Source organism: Yersinia massiliensis CCUG 53443, assembly GCF_000312485.1.
GTDB lineage: Bacteria > Pseudomonadota > Gammaproteobacteria > Enterobacterales > Enterobacteriaceae > Yersinia > Yersinia massiliensis.
The window spans coordinates 360,930-382,810 of record NZ_HE997643.1 but is presented as its reverse complement, the minus strand read 5'-3'; the positions used below and the strand labels follow the sequence as shown (position 1 = coordinate 382,810).

Below are 21,881 nucleotides of genomic sequence, written 5' to 3'. Positions count from 1 at the left end.
TATCAATGCCATAATGATTCGGTCATCAGAGGAGAATGGAATGAAATTTGTCGGAGCACACGTTAGTGCCGCGGGGGGCGTCGATCAGGCGGTGATTCGGGCACATGAGATTAAGGCGACTGCCTTTGCTTTGTTTACCAAGAATCAGCGCCAGTGGCAAGCAGCCCCGCTAGCTGAAAGTGTCATAGAGAAGTTTAAGCAAGCTTGCGAGCAATATGGCTACACATCGGCTCAAATTTTGCCTCACGACAGCTATCTGATTAACTTGGGTCATCCGGTTATTGAAGCGCTGGAGAAATCTCGTGAAGCCTTTATTGATGAAATGCTCCGCTGCCAACAACTAGGGTTGTCATTACTGAACTTCCACCCCGGCAGCCATTTACTGCAAATCGATGTGGATAAGTGTTTAGCGCGGATTGCCGAATCAATCAATATCGCATTAGATGCCAGTGAAGGTGTCACGGCGGTGATCGAAAATACTGCCGGTCAAGGGAGCAATCTGGGCTTTAAGTTTGAACATCTGGCCGCCATCATTGACGGCGTGGAAGATAAAAGCCGTGTCGGCGTGTGTATTGATACCTGCCACGCTTTCGCTGCTGGCTATGATTTGCGTACTGAGGCCGATTGCGAGCACACCTTCAAGCAGCTCGGTGAAATTGTCGGTTTCCAGTATTTACGCGGTATGCATCTCAATGATGCGAAAAGCGAATTTAATAGCCGTGTGGACCGCCATCACAGCCTCGGTGAAGGGAATATCGGTAAAACCGTGTTCAGCTATATTATGCGCGATACGCGTTTCGATAATATCCCGCTCATCCTAGAAACCGTCAATCCAGATATCTGGGCCGAAGAAATTGCTTGGTTGAAGTCGCAGGCGGAATAATAGGTATCCCGATAAAAAAAACCGGCACTTGAGGCCGGTTTTTTATTTTTACACTAATCGATCCCTGTTTTAAAAATCGAGTCATGCATAACAAATCAAATCAGTATTACGCCGTTTTAGCCACGACCGCATCAGGACGTTTCAGCATCGCGTAAGCACCGCCTGCTAATACGGTTCCGGCGATGATAGCCACCAGATATAACAGCACAGGATGAATCGCCCCTGGGATAAGCAGTACGAACAAGCCGCCATGAGGTGCCATCAGTTGCGCGCCGAATGCCATGGAGAGTGCACCAGTCAATGCGCCACCCGCGATACAGCACGGCAAGACACGCATTGGGTCACGAGCGGCAAAAGGAATCGCCCCTTCAGAGATAAAGCACAGCCCCAGAACCAGCGCCGCTTTGCCCCCTTCTTGCTCACCTTTATCGAACTTGTGACGGGCCAATAAAGTTGCCAGACCCATTGCCAGTGGTGGAACCATCCCCGCCGCCATGATGGCTGCCATCGGTGCATAAACTGAAGAACTCAGCAGCGCCACACCAAAAGCATAGGCCGCTTTGTTAACTGGCCCCCCCATGTCAGTACACATCATCGCACCGAGAATCGCGCCCAGCAGTACCGCATTCGCCGTACCCATCGATTGCAACCAATTTGTCAGTCCAGTCATGATTTTTGCTACCGGCGTACCGACCACATAAATCATCACCAAACCCACAATTAAGCTCGCAACAAGCGGAATAATCAGTATCGGTTTGAGCGCTTCCATACTTTGCGGTAATTGCAGCTTAGTGCTGATGGCTTTCGCCACATAACCCGCAAGGAAACCGGCAATGATACCGCCAAGGAAACCCGCACCGGTGCTGACCGCTAACATACCGCCAATTAAACCTGGCGTTAAACCTGGACGGTCAGCAATCGAGAACGCAATAAAGCCGGCCAATACGGGCACCATCAGAGCAAAGGCAGAACCGCCGCCGATTTGCATCAAGGCCGCAGCCAATGTGCCTTTGACTTCAAACGCTTTGATACCGAATACGAAGGAGAGTGCGATACACAAGCCCCCCGCGACCACCATCGGTAACATGTAAGAAACACCGGTCAACAGGTGACGATATGGACCGCCAGTTTCTGCTTTCTTGGTGCCAGTCCCCGCGCTGCTGCCTGTTTTTGGCTGATACAACTCTGCTTCCACCAGTGCCTTGTCTAATTCCTGCACGGTTTTCTTCAATGCCAGACCTGTCGTCGTGCGGTACATTGGCTTACCGGCAAACTTATCGAGATCCACTTCGATATCAGCCGCCACGATAACTAAATCTGCCGCAGCCACTTCTTCCGGCGTGATCGCATTACCTGCACCCACGGAACCGCGAGTTTCGACCTTCACCCACCAGCCACGTTTTTTCGCTTCACTTTCAATGGCTTCAGCAGCCATAAAGGTGTGCGCTACCCCTGTTGGACAGGCGGTAATCGCCACGATACGTTTCGGGCCCTGCGCTGCTGCAACCGGCGCGGATGCCGTCACTGCGGCTTGGTACGGTTTAGCCTGCGCGATGGCTTGCGCTAAGAAAGCATCCGGATCGCGTACGGCTTTTTCGACATCACCGAGATAGAGTTTTTTGCCATTCAGCACGCTGTCAGCAGGGACAGATTGCCCAGCAACAATCACCAACTCTGCATCCGCTGCGCTTTCAACCCAGCTCAGTCCTGCTTTTGCCGCCGCAGCGCCCAACATCAGTGTCGCGAGGTGGCCTCTGGCCTGCCCGAGCGAACTGTCTATTATTAGTAGCGTTTTCATTTCGCCTCCGGATATTAATTAAAGGGTTTCAGATCGACTTTTGCCATCATGGCGGCTAACTGCGGGCGATCCGTAATACCCACATTACTCTGACTAACGGCCAAAGCAGCGACAGCTGTCGCCAGACGCAGCGTATGCTCGCTGGACTCACGCATTAATAATCCATAGATAAGGCCACCCACCATGGAGTCACCTGCACCGACAGTACTGACCACTTCACAAGCAGGTGGTTTTGCCAGCCAAGCACCGGAGGCGTTGACCCACAGAGCCCCTTCTGCACCGAGAGAAATCACCACGTGGGCGATCCCTTCGTCACGTAAGGCGTGTGCGGCTTCAACCACATCACTTAATTCTGGTAATGGGCGGCCGGCCCAAATTTCCAGTTCACGGCGATTGGGTTTCACCAACCAAGGCGAGGCTTTCAGCCCAGCCACCAGCGCTTCACGGCTACTGTCAAAAATGATGCACGGACATTGAGAACGTAGGCGTTTCATCCAGTCGGTGAAATCATCAGGATTGACACCAGCAGGTAAGCTACCGCTGACCGCGACCATGTCGAATTGGCCTAACCAACTCAGCGAGTCGTTCACAAAGCGGTCCCAATCAGGCTTGGTGACTTCAAAGCCGGAGAAGTTAAAGTCAGTGACTTCGCCATCTTTTTCAGTCAGTTTGACGTTGATACGGGTACGACCCGGTACCACCTGAAAACGGTTGGCAATGCCCAGTTCGCTGAACAGCAGTTGGAAGCCATCTTGGTTATCTTTCCCCAAGAAACCACCGACGGTGACATCAATGCCCAAGTCCTTCAGCACCTTGGCAACATTGATCCCTTTACCAGCGGCATGCAGGCCAGCGGTTTTGACCAAATTGACTTCACCACGTTCGATTTCAGGGCAAAAACCCACCAAGTCATACGCAGGATTCAGCGTAATGGTTGCAACTCTTCTGCTCATACCGCCCCCTCACCCAAACCCGCGGCAATCGCTTCACCAATCGCATCCAGTGCACCCTGCGCATCTTCGCCACTGGCGGTAAAGCGCAGGCGATTTCCTTTTTTAACCCCTAAAGCCACAACTTTCATCAGACTACGTCCATTAGCGGGTTTACCGGTGCCGTCCAAATTGGTCACGGTGATTTCACTGGTAAACTGTTTGATTGTATTGACTAAAATCGTCCCTGGTCGTGCATGTAACCCGTGCTCATTACGGATGACAAACTCAGCGCTTAATAGCTCTTTTTGCTCGACATACTCGCTGGTTAACAGTGCCAACAATGCAGCAGCATCCGCGTTCAGCAAAACATCAGCTTTTTTCGCCAACAGCAAATCGCTGAGATAGTTCAACACTGAGAACGGCTGATCATCAGCAACAGAGAGCGTCAGCAGCAGAGCCACTTTCTCGCCTTGATGTTCAAATACACTGGCAGGACGGCTTACCGTCGCCGCGCTCACCAAATTACCTTCGGTGCTGTCACTCAGCCAGATACCCTGCCCCAGATTCAGAGGTTCACGGGTAATGACATCGCTAACAAAACGCGCATCAACTGCACCAATTTGCTGTAAACGGCCCGCGTTCAACGCTTGCAGCGTGATCAGGTTGTCAGCAGCAACATCGAGGGCAATGAGCGAAGTGTCGAAGTGGAATTCAGCCGATTTTTTCTCGCCCATCAGCAAACTGCGCAACTCTTCAGCAGAGGTGGTTTTTGCCAGTTGGGCTGCAATCGCATCATCGCTCAAGACATGAGTTAACTGACGTAGCAAGGCCAAATGTTCATCAGAACGGGCAGCAATGCCGATAACGATATAAGCCGTTTGATCCTCACCCCACGCAATACCCTGCGGGAATTGGAAAACCTGCACACCCGTGTTCAGCACCAAATCGCGAGTATCAGTGGTACCATGTGGAATAGCAATGCCATTGCCCAGATAGGTGGATGTTTGCTGCTCGCGCGCCAGCATACCATCAACATATGCCGCCTCTACGCAACCCGCTTGAGTCAGTGCAGCCGCCACCTGAGTGATAGCCTCGTTTTTGCTGTCTGCGTGCGCAGCCAGATGGATATCTTTCGTCGATAACTGGAACATATATCTCCTCTCTTGCTGAAGTTGAATCGTTTCAGCTTTAATGAGAAAAAAGCGCGTTACCCTTTATCATTTGGTGACGAGATAACGCTGAAACGTTTCAAGGAGTTTGTTTCCGACTAAGAATATATGCAAGTTTTCTGCTTTTATTCTTGATGAATTTTTGATGTTCAGCACATTTTTACCGTGAATAGGTTTATGTCAGCAGTTAATCAGCCACATCCGCTGATGGTTGCTGACAGTCATCCATAAGGAGTGAACACGATGTCAGTTATGGTTGGTGTAGGGGTCATCATTGTTAATCAGCAAGGTGATATCTTGCTCGGTAAACGTTGCAGTCAGCATGCGCCTTATTGGTCGATTCCAGGTGGTCACATGGAGATTGGAGAGTCATTTGAACAGGCGGCGAAACGCGAAGTTTTCGAAGAAACCGGATTGGATATCAACAAGATAAAGGTTATTGCGCTTTGCAATAATATCGCTACTTGGCGTGAAGAGGGTAAACATACGGTTTCAGTTTGTTTACTGGCACAGCATACCGGTGGGCAGCCTGAGCTGAAGGAACCCGAGAAATGTCAGCAATGGGTTTGGTGTAACCCACATGAATTACCGGAACCGCACTTTGAAGCCAGCCGCAACGCGATTGATTTATGGCTTAATCAGCAGTTTTATCATGCTGACGACGCATCTTAAATCGGTATAACTTGCCATCGGTTAAGGCGCAGTCTCAGCCTCCAACTCAATGAGGTACACTAGCGCCTGCTCGCGAGTATCAAAACACATCTCACGCAAAGCTTGTAGGCTGGCACAGACTGCTGGGCGTGCGGGGGAGTGAAAAATAGCACAGCGCATATCGTCATCCAAATGCAGGCAACGAGTATTCGCTGGCTTGCCAAAAGGCATACCGGGGATCGGGCTGGAAATCGAAGGAGCAATACAGCAAGCACCGCAATTTGAGCGACATTCCATCAGCAAGCTCCTGTAGGCCAGTGGTATGAGTGCGGACCATAGCAATCACCCGGCGTCACTACCAGTACTATTATTGAACTGTGTCGTATTGAGCATTCTTATTCGCACGCTTCCATTTTCCCCTTTTCATTTCAGTTTATTTTTCAACCAAAACCAAATCATTCTAGCCGATATATCATCAAGTAAAGGCTTAAGAGCCAAATGAATCACTGGTTAATTAATTAGCGAAAGTATATTCAACTGTTTACAGTACTAGTGGCATAATGTACCATTAAGCTAGTACGAAAGAACTGTTATCACTATTCTTTATTCCCAACACAATTATTAGTTCCCAACACAATTGATTCCCATCGCAAAGATAAAGGGAATTTGGAGAAAAGATGTCGATGGATTTATCCCAACCGTTATCACGACCTTCCGTCCTCGGTGGCGCGATGATTATCGCAGGCACTGCCGTGGGCGCGGGTATGTTTTCAATCCCAATTGTGACGGCTGGGGTATGGTTTAGCGGTTCAGTCATGCTGCTGATTTATACGTGGGCTTGTATGTTGATATCCGGCCTAATGATTCTGGAAGCTAACCTGAACTACCCGACTGGGGCGAGCTTTCACACCATGGTGAAAGATTTGCTCGGTAAGGTGTGGAGCTCAATCAATGGGCTGTCGATAACCTTCGTGCTTTATATTCTGACTTACGCCTATATCTCTGCCGGTGGCTCAATTATCACGCATACGCTGCAAAACGTGGCGGGCATCGGCCAAACTGAATCAGGTTTTATCTTTGCCGTATTGGTGGCCTTTATTGTTTGGTTATCGACTCGCGCTGTTGACCGCCTGAGTACGATCTTAATCGGCGGTATGGTTATCACCTTTGTCATGTCCGTCGGCGATATGTTTAGTCACGTGCAAAGCACTGTTCTATTTAATCAAACTGACAGTAATGCTCATTATTTACCTTATGCACTGGCGGCACTGCCCTACTTGCTAACCTCATTCGGCTATCACGGTAATGTGCCAGGACTGGTGAAATATTATCAAAAAGACAGTAAGGCTGTGGTACGTAGTCTGCTGTACGGCACCTTGATCGCACTGGTTATCTATGTGTTATGGCAGTATGCCATTCAGGGCAATATCGCTCGGGATGCTTTCAAACAAGTGATTGCTGATGGTGGCAATATCGGCAGTTTGCTAAAACAAATGGATAGCGTGTCGACCAGTCAAGCCACCAGCCAATTACTCAATGCGTTTTCTTATATGGCACTCGCAAGCTCGTTCCTCGGGGTATCCCTTGGTCTGTTCGATTACATTGCTGATTTCTTCAAATTCTCTGATAACCGCAGCGGGCGAACTAAGTCTGCATTAATCACTTTTGTACCACCAACCCTTGGCGCGCTGCTGTTCCCTAACGGCTTCTTATACGCCATTGGCTTCGCCGGCTTAGCCGCCACCATTTGGGCGGTGATCGTGCCAGCACTGATGGCGCGCGCCAGCCGTCAGCGCTTCCCGAAAGCCGTTTACCGGGCACCGGGGGGCCGCTTTATGATTGGCTTTATTATCCTGTTTGGCCTGGTGAATGCGGTCGCGCACATCGCCGCACTGTTCGGCCTTTTGCCAGTGTATGCGTAAGGTCAATTTGGCCTCGAAAATCTTACGCTTTTTTGCGCTATCTGCTTGCCTGAATCATCTGGCACGGGTAAGTTGTCGCAACTTATCTTCAACCCTGATTGGCGGTTATTTTTATGGCAAGAGCTAACGAAATTAAACGTGGTATGGCAGTCAACCTCAACGGCAAATTGCTGCTGGTGAAAGATATTGATGTGCAAAGCCCAAGCGCCCGTGGCGCAAGTACCCTGTATAAAATGCGTTTTTCTGATGTGCGTACAGGTTTAAAAGTTGAAGAGCGTTTTAAAGGCGATGAGATCCTCGATACCATCACCCTGACGCGTCGTTCTGTGAATTTCTCTTATATCGATGGCGACGAATACGTCTTTATGGATGATGAAGATTACACGCCATATAACTTCAAAAAAGAACAGATCGAAGATGAGCTGTTGTTTATCCCTGAAGGCGGTATGCCGGGTATGCAAGTGTTAACCATGGATGGCCAATTGCTGGCGTTAGAATTGCCGCAAACCGTTGATATGGAAATTGTTGAGACAGCGCCTAGCATCAAAGGGGCATCAGCCAGCGCCCGTAACAAACCAGCTGTGATGAGTACCGGTCTATCCATTCAGGTGCCAGAATATATCAGCCCAGGTGAAAAGATCCGTATCCATATTGCGGAACGCCGTTATATGGGCCGCGCAGAGTAATCCCCTTCATCTCGCTAAGTAGGGATTAAGGGATTGTATCGATATTAAGGGCCGGAAGTCGGCCCTTAATTCATTGACAACTTAGTTTATTGACCGAACACTGGCTACGGAGAATGCAGCCAACACACAGGCAATTTGAAAACTGACGGGGATGTTATTTGAACTCAGGGAAGAACGCCCTCTTCAACGCCAACTCCACACCGCGCACTTCAGCTAACCCTTTCAACCGACCAATCGCTGAATACCCTGGATTGGTTTTCTTATGCAAATCATCTAGCATCTGGTGCCCGTGGTCTGGTCGCATCGGGATCGGACGCATATCACCGGCGGTCTGACGACGCTGCTCTTCCGTTAAAATCGCTTTAACCACGGAATACATATCGACATCGCCTTGCAAATGACCGCCTTCATGGAAGGTTTTCGGATTCCCTTCGCGGCATGTTGAGCGCAAATGGGTAAAGTGGATACGATCCCCAAAGGTTTCGATCATTTTGACCAAATCATTATCCGCGCGAACGCCGTAAGAACCGGTACACATGGTAAAACCGTTATGAATGCTATCAACGGTTTCCTTCAGCCACTGCATATCTTCGATGGTCGAAACAATACGCGGCAAGCCGAGAATTGGACGCGGTGGATCATCAGGGTGAACCGCCATACGCAACCCAACTTGTTCTGCTACTGGGATAATGGCGCGCAAGAAATAAGCCATATTTTCCCGCAATTGCGCTTTATCGATGCCGTCATACTCCGCCAGACGTGCACGGAATTGATCCAACGTATAACCTTCTTCTGCGCCCGGTAGACCTGCAATGATATTGCCCGTCAATTTAGCGATATCCGCCTCAGACATGGCATCGAAATAATCTGCCGCCTGTGCTTGCTCTTCAGCAGTGTAGTCATTGACAGCACCAGGGCGTTTCAGAATGTGTAACTCGAAGGTCGCAAAAGCTATCTGATCAAAACGCAATGCTTTGGAGCCATCTGGCAATTGATATTCCAGATCCGTTCGTGTCCAATCCAGCACGGGCATAAAGTTGTAGCACACAGTATCAATACCGCAGGCTGCAAGGTTTCGCAGGGTTTGTTGGTAATTCTCAATATGTTGCTGATAATTGCCACTGTGGGTTTTGATCTCTTCATGGATCGGTACGCTTTCCACTACCGACCACACCAACCCTTTCGCCGCTAATTCAGCCTGACGTTGTTTAATTTCACTTACCGGCCAGACTTCGCCATTTGGGATGTGATGTAATGCCGTCACTACTCCGGTTGCCCCCGCCTGACGGATATCATCTAACGACACCGGATCATTCGGTCCATACCAACGCCATGTTTGTTCCATTTATTTTCTACCTTCTGCGTATGCGTAAACTGTTCAGGTGCTAAAAATGTTGTTATACCGATTTCCAAGAGGTATCACTCAGCTTTATCCTTACGCTTTATACGTTGCGTGTCAAAAAGCAAAACCTCATTGGTTGATCCAACTCACGAATATAATCAAAATTGGACTTACCAATTTTATTTTCTGTCATATGGCTTTACACTGCAAGCCGATATTCATGGCAACAAGCAAAAGAAAATGGTCGGTATGCTGTGGCTTTTTTTTCCTACGGATCGCCAACTGAAACTGGTCTAATAACTTTTATCTGCCACTTTTTATGTCAACCCTTCATCATCGGGGTGAATAATTTTGGAGTAACGCATGAACACCATTGCCAACAGCACACTTCCAGCCAATGTACAGCGACCTACTTATGATAGAGCAGCGCTGAAAAGCCGTATTGTTCACATCGGTTTTGGTGCATTCCATCGCGCCCATCAAGCACTCCTGACCGACCGAGTGCTCAATAAGCAAGGGGGGGACTGGGGGATATGTGAAGTCAGTCTGTTTGGTGGCGATGTCTTGATTCAAAATTTACGCCAACAAGATCATCTCTTTTCCGTTCTGGAAAAAGGTGCGCAAGGTCATCAGGCCATTATTGTCGGTTCCGTTTGCGAGTCGGTGCATGCTCGGTTAGATGGCATCATGCAGGTGCTGGAAAAATTAGCTGAACCACAGGTCGCCATTGTTTCTCTGACCATTACGGAAAAAGGTTATTGCATCGAGCCGGGTACAGGTCAGTTAGATCTGCAAAATGAATTTGTCCGCGCCGATTTGGCCATACCGGATGCGCCAACCTCAGCGCCAGGAATTTTGGTCGAAGCACTGCGTCTGCGTCGTTTACGGGGTTTGCCGCCATTTACCGTGCTGTCCTGCGATAACATTCCGGAAAATGGTCATGTGGTCAAAAATGCCGTGATGGGATTGGCAACCGCTCGCAACCCCGAATTAGCCCAATGGATCAGCCAAAATGTGACTTTCCCCAATACGATGGTTGATCGCATTGTTCCCGCGGCCACACCTGAATCTCTACAAGAAATCGCTGATGCTCTTACTGTTGCTGACCCTTGTGGTATAGCCTGCGAGCCGTTCATTCAGTGGGTGGTCGAAGACAAATTTGTGGCTGGCCGCCCAGATTGGCAAGTGGCTGGCGTGCAATTGGTTGACGATGTTTTACCCTTTGAAGAAATGAAGCTGCGTATGCTCAACGGGAGCCATTCTTATCTCTCATATTTGGGTTATCTGGCGGGTTATCAGCACATTAATGATTGCATGGCTGACGATAACTATCGTTTAACCGCACGTCGCTTAATGATGGAAGAACAGGCTCCCACTTTGCGCGTCACAGGTGTTGATCTCAATGCTTATGCGGACCAATTGATCGAACGCTATTGCAATCCGGCACTCAAACATCGCACATGGCAAATTGCGATGGATGGTAGCCAGAAATTACCACAGCGGATGTTGGATTCTGTACGCTGGCATCTCCAGCACGGAGGAAGCTATCGTTGCCTGGCATTGGGTATCGCCGGTTGGATGCGTTATGTCAGTGGTGTCGATGATAGTGGTCAACCTATTGATATCCGTGACCCTATGGTTGATAGCTTTAAGAAGTGCGTCGCTAACAGCGAAGATGGCATTGCGCGCGTGCAGAGTTTGCTCTCGTTGAAATCACTGTTTGGTGAATCCTTGCCACAGCAGCAAGAATTTGTTCAAGCGGTCACTGAGGCTTATCTCAGTTTGCAAAAATTTGGGGCTAAAGAGTGTGTTAAGCGACTAGCGTTGCAGAATTAATGCCGTGGCTGAATACTATCGGCTGAATACGACTAGGGCTAAATACTACTATGCCTAAATGCTGCGGCTAAATAAATGTTATTCAGCCGATAGTACCCCACCAATCATTGGCGTTGTCCATCGACAGCGCCAAACGATCAGGGGTGGGATCATTACTCTTCTAACTGATTCGGCGCTGATTCAAACAAATACCCGTCAAAATCCGGATGATCCGCATCAGAAAGTGCCAGCAGCTTAATTTTAACGTTCTCCAAATGCTGCCACATGGCTTGCTTGGCAGCTTTACTGTCGCGACGTAATACGGCTTGCAGGATTTTTTGGTGGTCTTCCAACCATTGCCAGCGGTAACTAAAATCAATCGTATGACTGTGAGCCCCCTGCCACATCGCGCTGGTTTTCCTGGCTTGCCAGGCTTCTGCAACCATATTAGCTAGGACGCTATTTTGTGTCGATTGCGCTAGCAGGCAATGAAATAACTCATCAGCACTTTCATCCACAGCACCCGCTGCCAGTGCCGTTTTCTCCAGCTCAATAGCATGTCGCATTTTAATGATATCGGCCTTGGTAGCCTGCATAGCAGCGAACGCAGCGACTTCACTTTCCAACAGTTGGCGGGCTTGCAACAGCTCAAAGGGGCCATATCCACTGTCAGCGGAAACAGCAGATTCCCCCTCTGATAAGGTATCTGGCACATTGACCACGTAAACACCGGAGCCTTTACGCACTTCAATCAACTTTTCCAGCTCCAGCATAATCAGTGCTTCACGCACTACACTGCGACTGACGCTGAAATTTTCAGCGATATCACGCTCAGGCGGTAAACGATCGCCTAACTTGTACTGCCCGTTAACAATGGATTCGCGCAGTTGACTGCCCACTTCCTGATATAACCGCATAACCTTATTTCCTGCATCACGCTGTTAGCATCGATATGGAAATTATCGATAGGCTTAATTGGCCTGACCAAAAGGGTGTTTGAATGAGGTGAGTATATCATGCGGTCAAACAGCATTATGAGGTTTATCACGGCTTATCGAGATGATAAGCCGTGACTTGATGCCATTGAGAATAATACGACTGGAAATATTAAAGGTAACTCACTGTCATTATGCCCAAGCTACGCTGCGGATTTAGCCATTCCAAACGAGAAGACGCTAAATTACCCGGTAACTGTGAGAGTAAAGGCATATTACGTGTAAGAGGTTGTCGATGAGTCAGGGTTTCGCCATTACGATAACAACTTGTTGTCATCGTTTGATTCACTACCGCCGTATTACATGGACTGTCTACAATGGCACCGTGAAATGTAATTGTGCCTGAAACTGACAGGTTGGATTGCGCACTACTTGCAGGGAAAGAGATTATCCATGAAAACATTATCGCTAAGATAATTTGTACCCGATAATTGCTCATAACCACCTCGTCTCTCATATCTGTCATTTTAAAGATAGAGGATTTCAGCCAGAGCAATACGAATGTTAGAGCAATTTTTATTGCCCTACTCGGTCTATAACTCACTAAAATACCTCGAAGAAGTGAATTATATTTCTTATCGGTGTATAACGATTAGGCAGGATTCCTACGCATCCTAGGAAATATTCTCTATTTGCGTACATTTCATTCAAAAATAAGTTTACTCGGGGTTATCTCCTTTCTGATTATCACCTTGGAAATAGTTATCACCTTGATAATTTATTTAAAAAAATTTTTTATACCGGAGGCCTAAAATGACAAAAACCAACCTGATTACCGGCTTTCTGGGGTGCGGTAAAACCACCACGATTCGCCATTTACTTTCACAGAAGCCAGAAAATGAAAAGTGGGCTGTTCTGGTCAATGAATTTGGTGAGATTGGGATTGATGGTGCGCTGTTAGCAGACAGCGGCGCAGTATTGAAAGAAATACCGGGCGGATGTATGTGTTGCGTTAATGGTTTACCCATGCAAGTGGGTCTGAACATGCTGCTACAACAAGCAAAACCCGATCGTTTGCTCATCGAGCCAACAGGATTGGGCCATCCAAAACAGATATTGTCATTATTAACCGCCGAGACTTATCTGCCTTGGATTGATTTACGCGCCACAATCAGTCTATTAGATGCCCGCCAATTGAGTGAGCCTCGGTACACAGAAAATGAGAATTTCCGCGACCAATTAGCCGCTGCGGATATTATTGTGGCGAATAAGCGAGATACTTATAGCGCCGCGGATTACACCGCCTTACAGCAATGGCAGGAACAGCAGTCAGTCACCCGCCCACTGTATTACGCTGAGCAAGGCAAAATTGATGTGGCATTACTCGATATACCACACACTAATCATAATGAATTACCCGACGGCACACATCATCATGGCGCACAGCAGAAAAAAGGGTTGGCAGCACTCAGCTTGAAAGGCGCTGAACCTTGGCGTCGAGCACTTAATCAAGGTCAAGATTATCTGAGTTGTGGTTGGATATTTCATGCAGATACCGTATTTGATACGGTTCCACTATTGGAGTGGGTACGATTGAATCCGGCTGAACGGGTCAAAGGGGTAATGCGTATTGCTGAAGGCACATTAGTCATTAATCGCCAAGGGGCAGACTTACAAATAGAGACCCGCCAAATACCACCGCTCGATAGCCGAATTGAACTAATTAACGCAACTGAAATAGACTGGAACAAATTACAACATGAATTACTGAATATCCGTTTAAGTAACGGGGTATGATACGCCCCGACTTTTTACACCATTCATACTTTTTACTCTATCAATACATTGAAAATTTATAGGCCAGCGCATGACCCGTCGTCATTTACCGACAATACTACTGCTCAATTTACTCGGGATAGTCCTTTTTCTATCTTGGTATATTCCTGCGAATCACGGTTTTTGGTTTAAAATAGATTCGGCAATTTTCTTCTATTTCAACCAACACCTGCTCTCCAGCCCTTCGTTCTTGCATTTAGTGGCAGTCACTAATAATCGTGCTTTCGATGCCATTTCTTTGCTGTGTATGGGCGCGCTTTATCTTTACTTCTTTATGAAGGAAACGCCGGCTGGCCGCCGCCGTTTGATCGTCATGGGATTTGTGATGTTGTTAACCGCCGTTATCCTGAACCAATTAGGGCACCTGCTGCCGGTTTCTCATCCCAGCCCTACGCTGGTGTTTGAGAACGTTAATCGCGTCAGTGAATTAACCGGTATCCCAACGAAAGATGCTTCTAGCGATAGCTTCCCCGGCGACCATGGCATGATGTTGATGATTTTTGCCTGTTTTATGCTGCGCTACTTCTCCCGTGGGGCGTTTGTTATCGCATTACTGATTGTGGTTATCTTCTCGTTACCACGCGTGATGATTGGCGCACATTGGTTCACTGATATCGCGGTGGGTTCACTTTCAGTCGTACTGGTGGGGTCAAGTTGGGTATTGCTGACACCGCTGAGCGATAAGGTCATTGATGCCATCAATCGGCGCTTACCAGGTGCCAATCGGCATTAACTTGCATCAATAGGGGAGAGGCAAATGAGTTTATTTCTTGCCCTCCCTCATTAATACTCCCTCTCATTTATGATCACCAAACGGTTACAAATTCACCTATTCCACATTAATATAAAATATCACATTCTGTTACATTAACATTTCGTAAAATAATGGCTATAAAACCCCTCGCCTTTTATTAATCATTACGGTAATCTCAAAAACGTTTGTGCTCGGATATCAGTATTCTCACCGCTGTCCTGATTAATATTGTGCGTTTCTGCACATTTATTCGGTTAAGTGATTGTCTCATCGGACCACAAGCCATAATCTCGATTCGTTTGGCATTTTGGTAGCGACATCCGTCGTAAGGACAGCAAGGGAAAACAACAACAATGGTCAAGTCTCAACCTATTATGAGATATATTCTGCGGGTCATTCCTGCGGTTGCAGCAGCGGTAATGTTATCAGCGTGTAGTTCACCACAGACTTCGAACTTACATAATTCGCAAACTGAGATGCGTGCAGTTAATGACAAAGATGGGCTTTTACTGCAAGCCTCTCAGGATGAATTCGAAGCGATGGTGCGCAACGTTGACGTCAAGTCGAAAATCTTAGAACAGTATGCAGGGTGGAAAGGGGTTCGTTATCGTTTAGGCGGTAGCACGAAGCGTGGAATCGATTGTTCTGCCTTTGTACAAACGACTTTCCGTGAACAATTTGGTATGGATTTACCGCGCTCGACTTCTGAGCAGCAAGATCTCGGTAAAAAAATCCAACGTACTAAATTGCGTCCCGGTGATTTAGTGCTGTTCCGAGCGGGTTCGACTGGCCGCCATGTTGGTATCTATCTAGGTAACGATAAATTTGTTCATGCCTCGACAAGTGTCGGTGTGACAATATCGAGCCTAAACGAAGATTATTGGAATAAGCGTTATCGCGATGGGCGCCGAGTGCTAAGTAGCGGTTCGCGCAGCTAGCAGATTTTATTCCTGTTGTCCGAGATACCAAACGAAATACTAAAACGCTGCCTTGGCAGCGTTTTTTATTGCCTGTCCCCCACACTAGCCAACGTCTGATCAACTTGTAGGAAATCTCTTTTTTTGTTGGTAATCGCGATATTCAAGAATTATCTGTGTAAAATCCGCGTTCTTAAGCAAGACTTTTCTGGTACGAAGGCCTATTAGCCAACGATTATCCTAGATAAGAATATGCACGTTGCATTAATAAGCTGAAGATTTGTTTTACTGATATATATTACAAAATATCCGTAAATATGTTTCTCATGGTTTTACTAATGTTTCTTATGGTTTTAGTAATAGGTGCATTTAGAGCGCATCTTTATTTATGTTGGGTATAAATTCAATTTGATAAGCTAATTAATGTCGAATTTTCCCATTGGCAAACTGGTGGCGTCTAGCTGCTAACTTAACTTATACTCGTACCACTTTCTGGACATGCTGAGGAGCAAAGTAACATGGGTTCAAGCAGTGCTTTCTCACGCAATATTTTATCCAGACGCCATCTTGTTAAAAAAAGTGTCATCCTCGCACTCGTTTTCTTTCTCTGTTTTGTCATTATTACTTTGCTATTACTGTATCGCAGCAGCGAACGTAAACTCACGACACAAAGTGATCACATTATTTCTTATTCGTCACAGTTTCTAAATGAACTGACAACGACAATGTCTCAGCTTATACCCCTGAGCGCTGAAAGTTGCGTGCAAGCTAGCCCCAGCCTTCACTATCGGGCTGCATTTACAAATGGTGTGAGGGCATTCTTATTAGTGCGAAATAATAGAGCATATTGCTCTTCAGCAACCGGAGAGATGGATGTTCCGGTCAGCGTGCTATACCCCAAAATTAATTCAAATCAGCCGTTGGATTTCAAAATTCAACAAGGTACCCCAATGATGCCAAGTAAACCGGCTATTGGTGTTTGGCTGCGTGAGGCGGGTCGCGGTAATAACGGGGTACTCGCGACATTAGAATTAACATTGCATCCCTATTTACTACTGAATTACTCGAATACTCAAGTTAACGGCCTCGCCATTATTATTGATGAGTTAGCCGTAACAACCTTTGATTCTAAAGTCATCCCGCTCAGCCAGTTACCGGCCAAGCCAGCGCGTGAGGTGCAAGTCCCCGGCTACCCTATTAAGGTTTTAATTTACCATACCAGTCTGACAGCAGATGATATTCGCATGACCCTATTGGGTGGCCTATTGCTGGCAGGTTTGGTCGGTATTTTGGCTTATTACATTTTAGTGGCGAGCCAAAGTGCCGAAGCTGAAATTCTACGCGGTATCCGCCGTGGTGAATTCTTTGTTGAATATCAGCCCGTATTCCGTTCACAAGACCGTACAATAACAGGGCTAGAGGCGCTGATTCGTTGGAAGCACCCCATTGAAGGGCGAATCTCACCGGAGCTTTTTATTCCCTACGCGGAAACTCAGCATTTAATACAACCACTGACTCGGCACTTATTTGATTTAATCATCAGAGACAGTGAATTAATTGCAAGTCACATTCCAGTCGGCGCTAAACTTGCCTTCAATATATCGCCTGTTCATCTGGTTGATGATGACTTCCGTAAAGATGTCAGCCAAATGTTGCAGCGATTGAATACTGATATCTTCTCCCCTGTATTCGAGATTACTGAACGAGGCATGGTTGAAGAAGAATTGGCCATCGAACAATTTGCGTGGATGCGTTCACAAGGCGTAAAAATCGCGGTCGATGACTTTGGCACTGGCCATAGTGCCCTAATCTATTTAGAACGTTTTACGTTAGATTATATTAAAATTGATCGTGGGTTTGTCAGTACCATCGGTATTAATACCGTGGCCGCACCGGTTTTAGACGCCGTTTTAATGTTGGCTAATAAGCTGAATATTGAAACCGTGGCTGAAGGCGTTGAAACTGAACAACAACTCCACTATTTAGCACAGCACGGTGTTAACTACCTGCAAGGTTATTTACTCAGCAAACCATTATCAGTTGAAGATTTAATCAGATTTTGTGATCAACAAAATACCTAATAAAGCAGCATGCGCACAGCCAGTCGTGGCCGTTGCACTCCTTTCGATGAGCCGATTTTAGCCAGTCGCTCGGGGAATAAGCACGGCAAGACCACCATGGCGACTCGCCGTATGGATATTGTTGGCTTAATGTTTGCGTTAAGCCCCTGCAAACTGGTAATTTCGTTTAAGATTATTATTATCTGTCTGAATGAAATGCGGGAGATTACTACTAATATGTTGTTACGCCTATTTGCTACCTTGGCGCTTTCTGCCCTGAGTTTTGGCCTACAGGCTGAAACCATAAAAGAAGGTGTCTCTTTTGCCATACTGGGCGAACCTAAGTATTCATCAGATTTTAGCCATTTCGATTACGTCAATCCGGCTGCGCCTAAAGGCGGGGATATTACCCTAGCCACCATTGGCACTTTTGATAACTTCAATCGCTATGCCTTGCGCGGCAATCCGGCTATCCGCACTGAAAGGATATACGATTCACTTTTTGGCACTTCAGACGATGAGATCGGTAGCTTTTATCCGTTAATCGCAGAATCAGCCCGTTATGCCCCCGATTTTAGTTGGATTGAAGTTGATATCAATCCTCGAGCCCGTTTTCATGATGGCGAGCCTATCACGGCCCAAGATGTCGCATTCACATTCAATAAATTCATGACCGAGGGTGTGCCACAATTTCGCCTCGCCTATAAAGGTGTACAGGTGAAGGCCATTTCCCGTCTGACAGTACGTTTTGAATTCCCTGAGCCCGATAAAAATAAGATGCTGGGGTTGTTTGGTTTGGTCGTGCTGCCCGAACATTTCTGGAAAAACCATAAGCTCAGTGATCCTTTAAGTACGCCACCTGTGGCTAGCGGGCCATATCGCATTGGCAAATACAAAATGGGCCAATATGTCACTTATGAGCGGGTAAAAGATTACTGGGCCGCTAATTTGCCGGTCAATCGCGGGCAATATAACTTTGATACCATTCGTTATGACTACTATTTAGATGACAAAGTGGCGCTGGAAGCATTTAAAGCAGGTGCTTTCGATTTTCGCGAAGAGAGCTCACCGAAAAGTTGGGCAACACAATATGCCGGTGGCAATTTCGAAAAAGATTACATTATCAAGCAGGATGTTATTGATAGCTCTGCGCAAAACACCCGTTGGTTGGCATTTAACGTCCAGCGGCCTATTTTTAGCGACCGGCGGGTGCGCCATGCGCTAACACTGGCTTTCGATTTTGACTGGATGAATAAAGCTTTCTATTTCAACAGTTATCAGCGCACGAATAGCTTCTTCCAGAACACCGAATATGCGGCAAAAGGTTATCCTGACAGCGCTGAGCTGGCTTGGTTAGCACCGCTCAAAGGCAAAATTCCGCCTGAAGTGTTTACCCAAATTTATCAGCCACCACAAACCGATGGCAGCGGTGATTCGCGGGATAATCTGTTAAAAGCGCGCGAGTTGCTGAGCGAAGCAGGCTGGGAAGTGAAAAACCAGAAACTGGTGAACAGCAAAACGGGCAAGCCGTTTGAATTTGAATTGCTGCTCCTCAGTGGCAGCAACTTCCAATATGTTCAGCCGTTCAAGCATAACTTGCAGCGTTTAGGCATTACGATGAATGTACGCGAAGTCGACAGTTCTCAGTTCTTGAGCCGCTTGCGTAGCCGTGATTACGACATGATCCCAACGGTTTATGGCGCTTTCCCCTACCCTAGCTCCAACCTACAAACGTGGTGGAGTTCAGCGTATGTCGATTCCACCTACAACGCCTCTGGCATCAAAGATCCGGCCATTGACGAATTGATTGAGCAGATTGTCAAACATCAAGAACAACCCGAGGCGCTACTGTCGCTCGGCCGCGCCCTTGACCGTGTGTTGACGTGGAACTATCTGATGATCCCAATGTGGTACTCCAACCATAGTCGCTTTGCCTATTGGGATAAATTCTCAATGCCTGCGGAACGCCCCACCTATTCGCTTGGGTTTGATAGCTGGTGGTTTGATGTCAACAAGGCAGCCCGTCTGCCAACAGAACGTCAATAGGGGGCATTGTGGGCGCATATTTGTTACGGCGGCTGTTGCTGCTCATTCCCACGCTGTGGGCGATTATCACTATCAACTTCTTTATCGTTCAAATCGCCCCTGGTGGGCCGGTTGATCAAGCTATCGCCAATATTGAGTTAGATCACTCCGGCACCTACAGTTCAGGCGGAGGCGGCGATGGATTAGGCGGGGCCAAAGTTGGCTTGAATGCCACTCAAGTCGGCGACAGCAACTATCGTGGCTCTCGGGGATTGGACCCGGAAGTGATTGCTGAGATTAAACAGCGCTTCGGTTTTGATAAACCGTTGCACGAGCGCTACTTCGATATGTTGTGGAGCTATGTGCGCTTTGATTTTGGCGACAGCCTTTTTCGTGGCGAATCCGTTGTCTCGTTGATAAAGCACAGTGTGCCCGTCTCCATCTCACTCGGGTTATGGAGCACGCTGATTATCTATCTGGTATCCATTCCTTTGGGGATTAAAAAAGCGGTACGTAGCGGCACGGCCTTTGATACTTGGAGCAGTGCCATTATCATCGTCGGCTATGCTATCCCGTCGTTTTTATTCGCTATTTTACTGGTGGTGCTATTTTCAGGGGGCAGTTATTTTGATTGGTTCCCGCTACGCGGTTTGGTTTCCAGTAATTGGGACACACTGCCGTGGTACAGCAAAATCACTGACTATTTATGGCATATCACCTTACCTGTGTTGGCAACGGTGATTGGTGGCTTTGCTACATTGACGATGTTGACCAAAAACTCTTTCCTCGATGAAATCCGCAAGCAATATGTGGTGACCGCTCGTGCTAAAGGGCTACCTGAGGAAAAGATCTTATATCGCCATGTCTTTCGCAACGCCATGTTGCTGGTTATCGCGGGTTTCCCAGCCACCTTTATCAGCCTATTTTTCACCGGTTCGCTCTTGATAGAAGTGATGTTCTCACTGAACGGCTTAGGATTATTGGGCTATGAAGCCATCTTGCAACGGGATTATCCGGTGATGTTTGGCACGCTTTATATTTTCACTCTGATTGGTTTGCTGCTCAATATTGTCAGCGATATCACCTATACCTTGGTTGACCCACGAATTGATTTTGAGAGCCGCCAATAATGACAGGGTTAAGTGCAATTAATCACGCCCGCTGGGCGCGCTTTTGTCAGAATCGCCGTGGCTACTGGTCACTGTGGATTTTCCTCACATTGTTTATTATCAGCTTGTTTGCCGAGCTGATCGCGAATGATAAGCCACTGCTGGTGAACTATCAGGGCAAGATTTATATGCCCTTTATGGCCAATTACAGCGAAGCCACTTTTGGTGGCATTTTAACCACCGCCGCCGATTATCAAGACCCTTACGTGCTGAGCCGAATCAAGAATAACGGCTGGGCAATTTGGGCCCCGATCCGCTTTAGCAATAACACAATTAATTTCGCCACAGACAAGCCCTTCCCTTCACCACCAAGCCGCACCAACTTATTGGGGACTGACAGTACCGGCGGTGATGTTTTAGCTAAAGTCATTTATGGGTTTCGTATTTCGCTGTTATTTGGCCTGACACTCACCTTGATCTCCAGTGTGATTGGCATCTGTGCCGGCGCGATACAAGGCTATTACGGTGGTAAGGTTGACCTTTGGGGCCAGCGATTTATTGAGGTTTGGTCCGGCATGCCAACGCTGTTTCTAGTGATTCTCCTCTCCAGCGTGGTGCAGCCGAATTTCTGGTGGTTATTAGGTATCACGGTGTTATTTGGCTGGATGGGACTCGTCGGCGTCGTCCGCGCAGAGTTTCTGCGCACGCGTAATTATGACTATATTCGTGCCGCTCGCGCGATGGGCGTACGTGATCGCACAATCATGTCCCGTCATATGCTTCCCAATGCGATGGTCGCGACACTAACCTTTTTGCCCTTTATTTTGTGCGGCTCGATAACCACGCTGACCTCACTGGACTTCCTTGGGTTTGGTTTGCCGATGGGTTCCCCCTCATTAGGTGGGCTGCTATTGGAGGGCAAAAATAACCTTCAAGCCCCTTGGCTGGGTATCACCGCATTTCTGGTGTTGGCAGTGCTGTTATCCCTGTTGATTTTTATCGGCGAAGCAGTACGTGACGCCTTTGATCCTAGTAAGGTGTACTGAT

At 47.5% G+C, this 21,881-nt stretch carries 20 protein-coding genes; 13 read left to right on the top strand and 7 right to left on the bottom strand.

What is annotated here, in order from left to right:
• Positions 1 to 40: 40 nt before the first annotated feature.
• Complete coding sequence (gene nfo / locus BN68_RS01760) at positions 41 to 883, top strand: deoxyribonuclease IV (protein ID WP_019209431.1); 843 nt, start codon at positions 41 to 43, stop codon at positions 881 to 883.
• A gap of 106 nt (positions 884 to 989) precedes the next feature.
• On the opposite strand, the gene fruA is transcribed toward nfo, so the two are convergent.
• From fruA to fruB, 3 genes are read right to left on the bottom strand one after another with little or no spacing between them, the layout of a single operon-like run.
• On the bottom strand, positions 990 to 2,681 hold the full coding sequence (gene fruA, locus BN68_RS01755) for a PTS fructose transporter subunit IIBC (RefSeq protein WP_019209430.1): 1,692 nt from the start codon (positions 2,679 to 2,681) through the stop codon (positions 990 to 992).
• A gap of 14 nt (positions 2,682 to 2,695) precedes the next feature.
• Positions 2,696 to 3,634: a 1-phosphofructokinase gene (gene fruK, locus BN68_RS01750; RefSeq protein WP_019209429.1), complete on the bottom strand. Its 939-nt coding sequence runs from the start codon at positions 3,632 to 3,634 to the stop codon at positions 2,696 to 2,698.
• Complete coding sequence (fruB, locus tag BN68_RS01745; protein WP_019209428.1) at positions 3,631 to 4,764, bottom strand: fused PTS fructose transporter subunit IIA/HPr protein; 1,134 nt, start codon at positions 4,762 to 4,764, stop codon at positions 3,631 to 3,633. Before fruB ends, fruK begins: the two co-directional genes overlap by 4 nt.
• A gap of 261 nt (positions 4,765 to 5,025) precedes the next feature.
• Between fruB and BN68_RS01740 the strand changes: the two genes are divergently transcribed.
• Positions 5,026 to 5,454 carry a nucleotide triphosphate diphosphatase NUDT15 gene (locus tag BN68_RS01740; RefSeq protein WP_019209427.1) on the top strand — a complete coding sequence of 143 codons (429 nt, stop codon included), beginning with the start codon at positions 5,026 to 5,028 and terminating at the stop codon, positions 5,452 to 5,454.
• Positions 5,455 to 5,475: 21 nt separating this feature from the next.
• On the opposite strand, the gene BN68_RS01735 is transcribed toward BN68_RS01740, so the two are convergent.
• Positions 5,476 to 5,730, bottom strand: coding sequence for a YkgJ family cysteine cluster protein (locus BN68_RS01735; RefSeq protein ID WP_019209426.1), 255 nt, complete (start codon positions 5,728 to 5,730; stop codon positions 5,476 to 5,478).
• 380 nt (positions 5,731 to 6,110) lie between these two features.
• Between BN68_RS01735 and mtr the strand changes: the two genes are divergently transcribed.
• Positions 6,111 to 7,355, top strand: a complete 1,245-nt coding sequence (gene mtr, locus BN68_RS01730) for a tryptophan permease (protein ID WP_019209425.1) — start codon at positions 6,111 to 6,113, stop codon at positions 7,353 to 7,355.
• A gap of 113 nt (positions 7,356 to 7,468) precedes the next feature.
• Entirely contained in the window at positions 7,469 to 8,041 is a 573-nt protein-coding gene (gene yeiP, locus BN68_RS01725; RefSeq protein ID WP_019209424.1) for an elongation factor P-like protein YeiP, read from the top strand.
• Positions 8,042 to 8,195: 154 nt separating this feature from the next.
• On the opposite strand, the gene uxuA is transcribed toward yeiP, so the two are convergent.
• Positions 8,196 to 9,386, bottom strand: a complete 1,191-nt coding sequence (gene uxuA / locus BN68_RS01720; RefSeq protein ID WP_019209423.1) for a mannonate dehydratase — start codon at positions 9,384 to 9,386, stop codon at positions 8,196 to 8,198.
• 108 nt (positions 9,387 to 9,494) lie between these two features.
• Here uxuA and BN68_RS24225 point away from each other — a divergent pair, with 108 nt between their 5' ends.
• Positions 9,495 to 9,680 (top strand): hypothetical protein, encoded by a 186-nt coding sequence (locus BN68_RS24225; RefSeq protein WP_019209422.1) that lies wholly within the window; start codon positions 9,495 to 9,497, stop codon positions 9,678 to 9,680.
• 66 nt (positions 9,681 to 9,746) lie between these two features.
• Complete coding sequence (locus tag BN68_RS01710) at positions 9,747 to 11,219, top strand: mannitol dehydrogenase family protein (protein WP_019209421.1); 1,473 nt, start codon at positions 9,747 to 9,749, stop codon at positions 11,217 to 11,219.
• Between the two features lie 152 nt (positions 11,220 to 11,371).
• Here BN68_RS01710 and BN68_RS01705 read toward each other — a convergent pair whose 3' ends face one another.
• Positions 11,372 to 12,115, bottom strand: a complete 744-nt coding sequence (locus BN68_RS01705; protein WP_019209420.1) for a GntR family transcriptional regulator — start codon at positions 12,113 to 12,115, stop codon at positions 11,372 to 11,374.
• 190 nt (positions 12,116 to 12,305) lie between these two features.
• Positions 12,306 to 12,632: a type 1 fimbrial protein gene (locus tag BN68_RS24475; protein ID WP_042806481.1), complete on the bottom strand. Its 327-nt coding sequence runs from the start codon at positions 12,630 to 12,632 to the stop codon at positions 12,306 to 12,308.
• Between the two features lie 314 nt (positions 12,633 to 12,946).
• Between BN68_RS24475 and BN68_RS01695 the strand changes: the two genes are divergently transcribed.
• The 7 genes from BN68_RS01695 (at position 12,947) to BN68_RS01665 (ending at position 21,880) form a co-directional block, all read left to right on the top strand.
• A complete protein-coding gene (locus BN68_RS01695; protein ID WP_019209419.1) occupies positions 12,947 to 13,930 on the top strand; it encodes a CobW family GTP-binding protein in 984 nt (327 codons plus the stop codon).
• A 70-nt stretch (positions 13,931 to 14,000) separates the two neighbouring features.
• Positions 14,001 to 14,702 (top strand): phosphatase PAP2 family protein, encoded by a 702-nt coding sequence (locus tag BN68_RS01690; protein WP_019209418.1) that lies wholly within the window; start codon positions 14,001 to 14,003, stop codon positions 14,700 to 14,702.
• 374 nt (positions 14,703 to 15,076) lie between these two features.
• Positions 15,077 to 15,661 carry a bifunctional murein DD-endopeptidase/murein LD-carboxypeptidase gene (gene mepS / locus BN68_RS01685; protein ID WP_019209417.1) on the top strand — a complete coding sequence of 195 codons (585 nt, stop codon included), beginning with the start codon at positions 15,077 to 15,079 and terminating at the stop codon, positions 15,659 to 15,661.
• 497 nt (positions 15,662 to 16,158) lie between these two features.
• Positions 16,159 to 17,721, top strand: a complete 1,563-nt coding sequence (locus tag BN68_RS01680; RefSeq protein WP_019209416.1) for a cyclic di-GMP phosphodiesterase — start codon at positions 16,159 to 16,161, stop codon at positions 17,719 to 17,721.
• Between the two features lie 216 nt (positions 17,722 to 17,937).
• Entirely contained in the window at positions 17,938 to 19,746 is a 1,809-nt protein-coding gene (locus tag BN68_RS01675) for an extracellular solute-binding protein (protein ID WP_042806479.1), read from the top strand.
• 8 nt (positions 19,747 to 19,754) lie between these two features.
• Positions 19,755 to 20,855, top strand: coding sequence for a microcin C ABC transporter permease YejB (gene yejB / locus BN68_RS01670; RefSeq protein ID WP_019209414.1), 1,101 nt, complete (start codon positions 19,755 to 19,757; stop codon positions 20,853 to 20,855).
• Positions 20,855 to 21,880 carry an ABC transporter permease gene (locus tag BN68_RS01665; protein ID WP_019209413.1) on the top strand — a complete coding sequence of 342 codons (1,026 nt, stop codon included), beginning with the start codon at positions 20,855 to 20,857 and terminating at the stop codon, positions 21,878 to 21,880. The genes yejB and BN68_RS01665 overlap by 1 nt, the downstream gene beginning before the upstream one ends.
• Position 21,881 lies beyond the last annotated feature (1 nt).

Coding starts and splice junctions, on each gene's coding strand:
- nfo (WP_019209431.1), top strand. CDS start 41: ATGAAATTTGTCGGAGCACACGTTAGTGCCGCGGGGGGCGTCGATCAG.
- fruA (WP_019209430.1), bottom strand. CDS start 2,681: ATGAAAACGCTACTAATAATAGACAGTTCGCTCGGGCAGGCCAGAGGC.
- fruK (WP_019209429.1), bottom strand. CDS start 3,634: ATGAGCAGAAGAGTTGCAACCATTACGCTGAATCCTGCGTATGACTTG.
- fruB (WP_019209428.1), bottom strand. CDS start 4,764: ATGTTCCAGTTATCGACGAAAGATATCCATCTGGCTGCGCACGCAGAC.
- BN68_RS01740 (WP_019209427.1), top strand. CDS start 5,026: ATGTCAGTTATGGTTGGTGTAGGGGTCATCATTGTTAATCAGCAAGGT.
- BN68_RS01735 (WP_019209426.1), bottom strand. CDS start 5,730: ATGGAATGTCGCTCAAATTGCGGTGCTTGCTGTATTGCTCCTTCGATT.
- mtr (WP_019209425.1), top strand. CDS start 6,111: ATGTCGATGGATTTATCCCAACCGTTATCACGACCTTCCGTCCTCGGT.
- yeiP (WP_019209424.1), top strand. CDS start 7,469: ATGGCAAGAGCTAACGAAATTAAACGTGGTATGGCAGTCAACCTCAAC.
- uxuA (WP_019209423.1), bottom strand. CDS start 9,386: ATGGAACAAACATGGCGTTGGTATGGACCGAATGATCCGGTGTCGTTA.
- BN68_RS01710 (WP_019209421.1), top strand. CDS start 9,747: ATGAACACCATTGCCAACAGCACACTTCCAGCCAATGTACAGCGACCT.
- BN68_RS01705 (WP_019209420.1), bottom strand. CDS start 12,115: ATGCGGTTATATCAGGAAGTGGGCAGTCAACTGCGCGAATCCATTGTT.
- BN68_RS24475 (WP_042806481.1), bottom strand. CDS start 12,632: ATGAGCAATTATCGGGTACAAATTATCTTAGCGATAATGTTTTCATGG.
- BN68_RS01695 (WP_019209419.1), top strand. CDS start 12,947: ATGACAAAAACCAACCTGATTACCGGCTTTCTGGGGTGCGGTAAAACC.
- BN68_RS01690 (WP_019209418.1), top strand. CDS start 14,001: ATGACCCGTCGTCATTTACCGACAATACTACTGCTCAATTTACTCGGG.
- mepS (WP_019209417.1), top strand. CDS start 15,077: ATGGTCAAGTCTCAACCTATTATGAGATATATTCTGCGGGTCATTCCT.
- BN68_RS01680 (WP_019209416.1), top strand. CDS start 16,159: ATGGGTTCAAGCAGTGCTTTCTCACGCAATATTTTATCCAGACGCCAT.
- BN68_RS01675 (WP_042806479.1), top strand. CDS start 17,938: ATGTTGTTACGCCTATTTGCTACCTTGGCGCTTTCTGCCCTGAGTTTT.
- BN68_RS01665 (WP_019209413.1), top strand. CDS start 20,855: ATGACAGGGTTAAGTGCAATTAATCACGCCCGCTGGGCGCGCTTTTGT.